The sequence below is a fragment of the Coxiella endosymbiont of Ornithodoros amblus genome, from assembly GCF_019425495.1.
Classification (GTDB): Bacteria; Pseudomonadota; Gammaproteobacteria; order Coxiellales; family Coxiellaceae; genus Coxiella.
Genome location: NZ_VFIV01000071.1, coordinates 1 through 6,015 on the forward strand (window position 1 = coordinate 1; position 6,015 = coordinate 6,015).

Consider the following 6,015-nt stretch of genomic DNA (forward strand, 5'->3'; position numbering starts at 1 on the left):
AGGTGCGCAGGCGGGGATGCAGTGCACACATTAGCGGCGGCGCGCCTTTGGCGCCGCCTGCTTCCCCGCCTGAGCGAGAATGACGAAGGCTAAAATTGAAATGGTTGTGACTGACTTGTGAGGTAATTAAATGGGGTTTTTATCACTAAAAATGAGGCAGAGAAACGATGAGGCACGAAAATTCTCAAAAGTATAAATTCGCCGATAACTGTTTCATCTGATCATTCATTTACTTTTAATTTTTCCAATCAGCCGTCATTAGAATTTTCATCAAGCTTATAATTTGCAAAGCGGAAATATAGAACCTGCGTCTCCGCGTTTCTCTAGAGATCCTTTCTTTTTTTGAAGATAAAAACCCATCAGAAGAGATCTTGCCGTGGCAGGAGCCTAGCTATGACAATTTAACTGCAATTGATGAAAAGGAAATTGATGGCCGGACGAGAGTATTTCAATAAGTGGCGTGCATTATGCAAAATTATGCTAAACTTTTTTGCCTATGAAAGTGAGTCAATTTTTTTTAGCAACTATTAAAGAAACGCCTGCAGATACGGTGTTGGTGAGTCATCAGTTAATGATTCGTGCGGGTATGTTGCGAAAGTTAGCAAGTGGTCTTTATACATGGCTGCCGTTAGGTTTACGTGTTTTGCAGAAAGTGGTGAATGTCGTCCGGGAGGAAATGAACCGCGCTGGCGCTTTGGAATTATTAATGCCTATCGTTCAGCCAGCCAGTTTGTGGCAAGAGTCGGGTCGGTGGGAGGCCTACGGCGCTGAGTTATTAAGGATTATGGATCGACATGATAATAGGTTTTGTTTTGGTCCTACGCATGAAGAAGTGATTACCGATATTGCGCGTCAGGAACTGAAAAGTTATAAGCAGCTTCCACTTAATTTTTACCAAATTCAAACGAAGTTTCGTGATGAAATTCGCCCGCGATTTGGGGTCATGCGTTCACGTGAATTTTTGATGAAAGATGCGTACTCTTTCGATCTCGATGAAAAAGGCATGCAAGCGGCTTATGGAAAAATGTTTGATGCTTATAGGCGAATTTTTACCCGGTTGGGATTAAATTTTCGCGCCGTATTAGCGGATACGGGAGCCGTTGGGGGCGATTATTCGCACGAATTTCAAGTGATTGCCGACGTTGGTGAAGACACGGTAGTCTATAGCGACGAAAGCGATTACGCTGCTAACATTGAAAAAGCTGCTGCACAAGCGCCCCAGGGCGAGCGAGCGAAGCCTAGCGCTGAAATGAAAAAGATAGCAACGCCCGGCGTTCGAACTATTAAACAGCTTGCAGAAAAAGCGAATATTCTGCCTAAAAAATGGGTTAAAACTTTAGTTGTTAAAGGCGATGAATCTTCGTTGATCGCACTCATCTTACGCGGGGACCATGAGTTAAACGATGTAAAGGCGCAGCGTTTGCCAGGTGTTGCTTTTCCATTTCAGTTCGCCGATGAAAAAGAAATTAGAGAAGCCATTGGCTGTGGCTCCGGTTCCTTGGGGCCTGTTAATTTGCCGATTCCTTTTATTGTTGATCGAGACGCTGCCCACTTAGCCGATTTTAGTTGTGGGGCTAACGAAGACAATTTCCATTGGATAAACGTAAATTGGGAACGGGATGTGCACTTGGGTTTCGTAGCCGATATTCGCAAAGCAGTGGAAGGCGATATTAGTCCCGATGGCAAAGGGCGGTTACGGTTTACGCATGGCATTGAGGTGGGACAAGTTTTTCAGCTTGGCGATAAATACAGTCAAAAAATGAATGCCATGGTAGTGGATGAGTTCGGAAAAAGTCGTTACTTTCAAATGGGTTGTTACGGCATTGGCATTTCTCGTACCGTCGCCGCCGCGATTGAACAAAATCATGATGAGTGGGGCATCATCTGGCCAATGCTAATGGCCCCATTTTTCATTGCACTCGTACCCGTTAATATGCACAAGTCTTATCGCGTGCGAGAAGCTTGTGAAAAGCTTTACAACGAATTAATCGATGCGGGTTATGAAGTGTTATGGGATGATCGTAAAGAGCGGCCAGGCGTTATGTTTGCTGATATGGACCTAATCGGCATTCCTCACCGATTGGTGATTAGGGAGTCGGGTTTAGATCGTGGTATCGTTGAATATAAAGCACGTAAAAGTAGACAAGCCGAGGATGTATCCCTTGAAAATGTCCTTTCTGTGTTTAGGTGAAGAAATATTGGACATCAACAACGGCCGAGATTTCTTTCATACTGAGGCATTGAATCGTATTAATACGTACTCGAATTATCACTGCCCGATTGCCTATCGTTTCGTTACATATTATCTTTTTTCTGATCGTCGGGATGGGGCGTGGTAACAACAAACACCTTTTGTCTATCAGGCGTACTACGATCTTGTTGTTGGCAAGCAGCTAAACCACCTACAAAGAACAGCGTCATTATGATTGTAAATAATTTTTTCATAGTGGTCCCTCCGAATTCTTGTTCATATTTTTCTCTTGGTAGGGGACTAAGTTAAATTTAGCATAAATTTAAATGCCCAACTAGCTCGCCTCTTTAATATTTTCTTAAGGTTATTGGATTATTCTTGCCCATTATGGCGAATCAAGCTGCAAGCAGACGGCAACTCTACCGTTAGAGCAGGTGGTTTTTCGTTGCGAATACTTTTCTTTATTTTCTTATTGGGCTCAATTATCTTCTTTATTTACCTAATTTAATAATATCCGTCTGACGACCTGAACCGGCGTTATTTTAGGGTGGGTGTTTATGCTAACAGGTTTATTGGGGCAATTGGCTCTAGTCGCTTTTTTGTGTTATCCCTGTCCTCCTTCTCATTTCATGCATTCCTCGCCGGGCCACGCCTTTTGGGTAGGTGTATTAATGGCTTCCGCCGCCGCACTTTTTTAATTGCTGATGCGATTATCCACCATCTTTATCATTACCACCTTGCCGGCGTCGTTTGGCAGATCATTCGTGCAGGAGTGTTTACGTAGGTTCTCGAATTATCTTGGATGGAATGGGCAAGCATCGCTTTCCTTGCGTTAATAATAGTTTTAGGAGGACTCATTGCGTTTATCGTTTGGCGTAAAGTTTGTCATAAGGCCCAAGTTGAATGGCGGGATGATGGGCGTGGTTTTGCGGCCTGTTTATTTTTGTCTTATACATTAATCTTAAACAGCAGCATGGCGGTTACGGAAGACGCGAGTTCTTCGAAAAGCAATGATCACGTTTTGGTAATGGAGTCACAGGTCATTCCCTATTACAACACCGTTCTTGGTTTTTTTTACCGGGCAAAAATTCCGAATTAAAATTGCAAACGCGAGATGATGGTTATTTCGTACAAAATTCGCAAGTGGTCAAATCACTAAATTATCCGTTACATCCATTGCAATGTCGATTTCCGCAGAAGCTATATTAATATATTGTGTTATTTGCCTTGGACGCTTGGCGGTTAGATATGTTAAATCCCGAGGTCACTCTGAATATTTATAATTTTTCTAAAAAAGCATGGGTGTTTAAAAATAATTTTAGTGGGGGTAATTGCACTCGGGCGGGAATATTTTCGCTATTTTATAGCATTCCTGCTAATTATTGGTCAGCGGTATTAGCGCAGAATCGTTCGCCCGTGTTTATTCATCAATTGTTGCAGGATCATTACCAAATGGGAATTTTTCGCAGCGCTTCCTTACATTATCCGGCCTTTGATCAAACAGTGTTTCGTGAAGTTAAAAATTTACAGATTAATACGCCAGGCGCTGAATCTTTTGATCGCGACCGACGCATCACGCATGAGTTTAAAAATTTCATTAATCACCGAGATCCGGATCGTCCTTTTTTAGCTTCGTTTTTATATGATGAAACCCATAATTATTGGGAATCGTCAGTGAATTACCCGCAGCCCTTTCAACCGGCTGTCAAAGTGTGTAACCGGTTATTATTAAAAATAATAATACCAACCCACTCCCTTTTTAAGTCGCTATCGAAATGCCGGCCATTTTGACGATGCATTGACAGGTCAAGTATTGCAAACATTAAAAACGCATCACGTATTAAAAAATACAATTGTCATCATCACGGCTGATCATGCTGAAGAATTTAATAAAAGTCACCAAAATTATTGGGGACACACGAGCGACTATATACATGGCAAATTCATACGCCGATGATAATTTACTGGCCCGGAAGAAAGCCGCAAGTCTTCAATTATCGAACGAGCCATTACGATATTGTACCAACTCTAATGCAGAATGCGTTGGGTTACAAAAATCCAACGACTGATTACAGCGTTGGCACACCGATACTCAAGAAAGACCATCGGCCCTTTCTGATTACGAATAGTTACATCGATTATGTCATTTTTCTTTTTTACGATGCGGTGCATAATTATTGCGAACAGCTTAATGATGAGCGTATAGGTTATTGTGTCCATGCCAGTGCTTATACCACTTATTAACTAAACCTCCCTCTGTTAGTTTGCTGGCCGGGGAAAACACCACAAATTTATTCCTATTTTACAATGCATTATGCTATTGTGCCTACTTTAATGAGAGAAATCTTTGGTTGTCAAAATTCCCTGGCAGATTACACGCTTGGACGTTCATTATTCTCTAATGAAACTCGACCTCGTTTAATTGCGGGAAGTTACGGCGATTATCCTGTCGTGACGAAAACTCAAGTGACGTGCATTTATCCTGATGGTGATTATGTGATAAATTACCTTAACGGACATCCTAAATATGGTGCGCAGTTAGATGGGAATTTATTACAACAAGTACTTGAGAATTTGAAAAAGTATTTCCAGTATTAGGACTTTAGAAAAAGAATTTGGATTGCACTAAAGAGTTGTAAAAACCTCAGCGTCTCTCTTCCACTATTCCTCTCCCGCTTGCGGGAGAGGAATAGTGGAAGAGAGAAAAAAGAACTACAGCAATAATACGAGTATTAAATGTTTTCAGAAAATTACTAGGAAAAAATCCATGATAAAAATACCAACGCCTTATCGTGTTGCCATTGGTATTTCTATTTTTTTGCACGTCGTATTATTACTAGCGCTTATTTCTAATTTATCCTCCTCAGAAACTTATAGAACAAGTAATTTTAATCGGTCCATCAAAATCATTCGAGCGATAGCTGTGAGCCAAACTGCCATTTATAATCAAACTAAGCAAATAAAACAAGAAAAAAAGCGAGCGGCTTTGGAAGCCTATCGTCAAGAACAGAAACGAAAGTTAGCTTTAAAAAAACAGCAAATAATAGCACAAAAACACTTAGCCGCTTTAAAAGCTCGGCAATTGCAATTAAAACGCGAAGCCGAAAAGAAAGCACTGGAGAAAAAAAATATTCTCGCATTAAAAAAACAACGAGAAGCCAAGCAAAATCAGTTAGTCGCCAAACAGCAGGAATTACAAGAAAAATTATTGCAACAAGAGGTACAGAAGGAAAAAATGCAAATTGTCAAAACACGCGCTGCTCAAATGCAAGTCATCCTGAATCAATATAAAGCGCAAATTATCCGAGCGATTCAACAACAATGGATTGTGCCTGAAAGCGCAAATAAAAATTTGTCTTGCATTTTGTTGATTCGATTGGCTCCTAGCGGAGCTGTTTTTGGCGTAGAAACCGTGCGAAGCAGCGGCGACTCAGTCCTGGACCGTTCCGCTCGCGTAGCCGTTTTTAAAGCGTCACCGCTGCCAGTGCCAGAAGATAGTGCTACATTTTCAGAATTTCGCGAACTGCGCCTAACGGTGCGACCGTTACAAATTCAATCTTTTTAATCAACGTCATGCCCATTGCGCTCAGATAACCCAGGGCACTATAGTCTAACTATTTAGGCGCCTAATGTGAAAGGCTGCAAACGTCCAATTTTAACCGAGGTGTGATAAAAGTATAGGTTTTACACCACCTTGCGGGCCCAGATGCGGTTTGTGCGGGGTAAGACGGTGGAACAACAAAACGTTCCGCTGTTAAAAAGATGCGCCGAATGCGCGTGTCACCAAGCGGGTTTATGAAGAAGCTAGCGTTGATTTTAGAGAG

At 41.7% G+C, this 6,015-nt stretch carries 7 protein-coding genes and 2 pseudogenes; 7 read left to right on the forward strand and 2 right to left on the reverse strand.

Going from position 1 to position 6,015, the window contains the following annotated elements:
* Positions 1-490: 490 nt before the first annotated feature.
* Complete coding sequence (locus FIV31_RS07025; protein ID WP_280124274.1) at positions 491-2,191, forward strand: proline--tRNA ligase; 1,701 nt, start codon at positions 491-493, stop codon at positions 2,189-2,191.
* A gap of 104 nt (positions 2,192-2,295) precedes the next feature.
* On the opposite strand, the gene FIV31_RS07030 is transcribed toward FIV31_RS07025, so the two are convergent.
* A complete protein-coding gene (locus FIV31_RS07030) occupies positions 2,296-2,421 on the reverse strand; it encodes a hypothetical protein (RefSeq protein ID WP_280124275.1) in 126 nt (41 codons plus the stop codon).
* A 327-nt stretch (positions 2,422-2,748) separates the two neighbouring features.
* On the opposite strand from FIV31_RS07030, the gene FIV31_RS07035 reads away from it, so the two are divergent.
* The 6 genes and pseudogenes from FIV31_RS07035 to tolA all read left to right on the forward strand — a co-directional run bounded on the left by FIV31_RS07035 (position 2,749) and on the right by tolA (position 5,756).
* Complete coding sequence (locus FIV31_RS07035) at positions 2,749-2,889, forward strand: hypothetical protein (protein WP_280124276.1); 141 nt, start codon at positions 2,749-2,751, stop codon at positions 2,887-2,889.
* A 104-nt stretch (positions 2,890-2,993) separates the two neighbouring features.
* On the forward strand, positions 2,994-3,290 hold the full coding sequence (locus FIV31_RS07040) for a DUF3413 domain-containing protein (RefSeq protein WP_280124277.1): 297 nt from the start codon (positions 2,994-2,996) through the stop codon (positions 3,288-3,290).
* A 116-nt stretch (positions 3,291-3,406) separates the two neighbouring features.
* Positions 3,407-3,982: a sulfatase-like hydrolase/transferase gene (locus FIV31_RS07045; RefSeq protein ID WP_280124278.1), complete on the forward strand. Its 576-nt coding sequence runs from the start codon at positions 3,407-3,409 to the stop codon at positions 3,980-3,982.
* 22 nt (positions 3,983-4,004) lie between these two features.
* Positions 4,005-4,174, forward strand: a pseudogene (locus FIV31_RS07050) (sulfatase-like hydrolase/transferase); the annotation flags it as partial.
* Positions 4,175-4,372: 198 nt separating this feature from the next.
* A pseudogene (locus FIV31_RS07060) lies at positions 4,373-4,789 on the forward strand (DUF3413 domain-containing protein); the annotation flags it as partial.
* 169 nt (positions 4,790-4,958) lie between these two features.
* The gene (gene tolA, locus FIV31_RS07065) at positions 4,959-5,756 is read left to right on the forward strand and encodes a cell envelope integrity protein TolA (protein WP_280124280.1); all 798 of its coding nucleotides are present in this window, start codon (positions 4,959-4,961) and stop codon (positions 5,754-5,756) included.
* A 61-nt stretch (positions 5,757-5,817) separates the two neighbouring features.
* Here tolA and FIV31_RS07070 read toward each other — a convergent pair.
* Positions 5,818-6,015 (reverse strand): hypothetical protein (locus FIV31_RS07070; protein ID WP_280124281.1); only part of this gene is annotated, 198 nt, incomplete at its 5' end.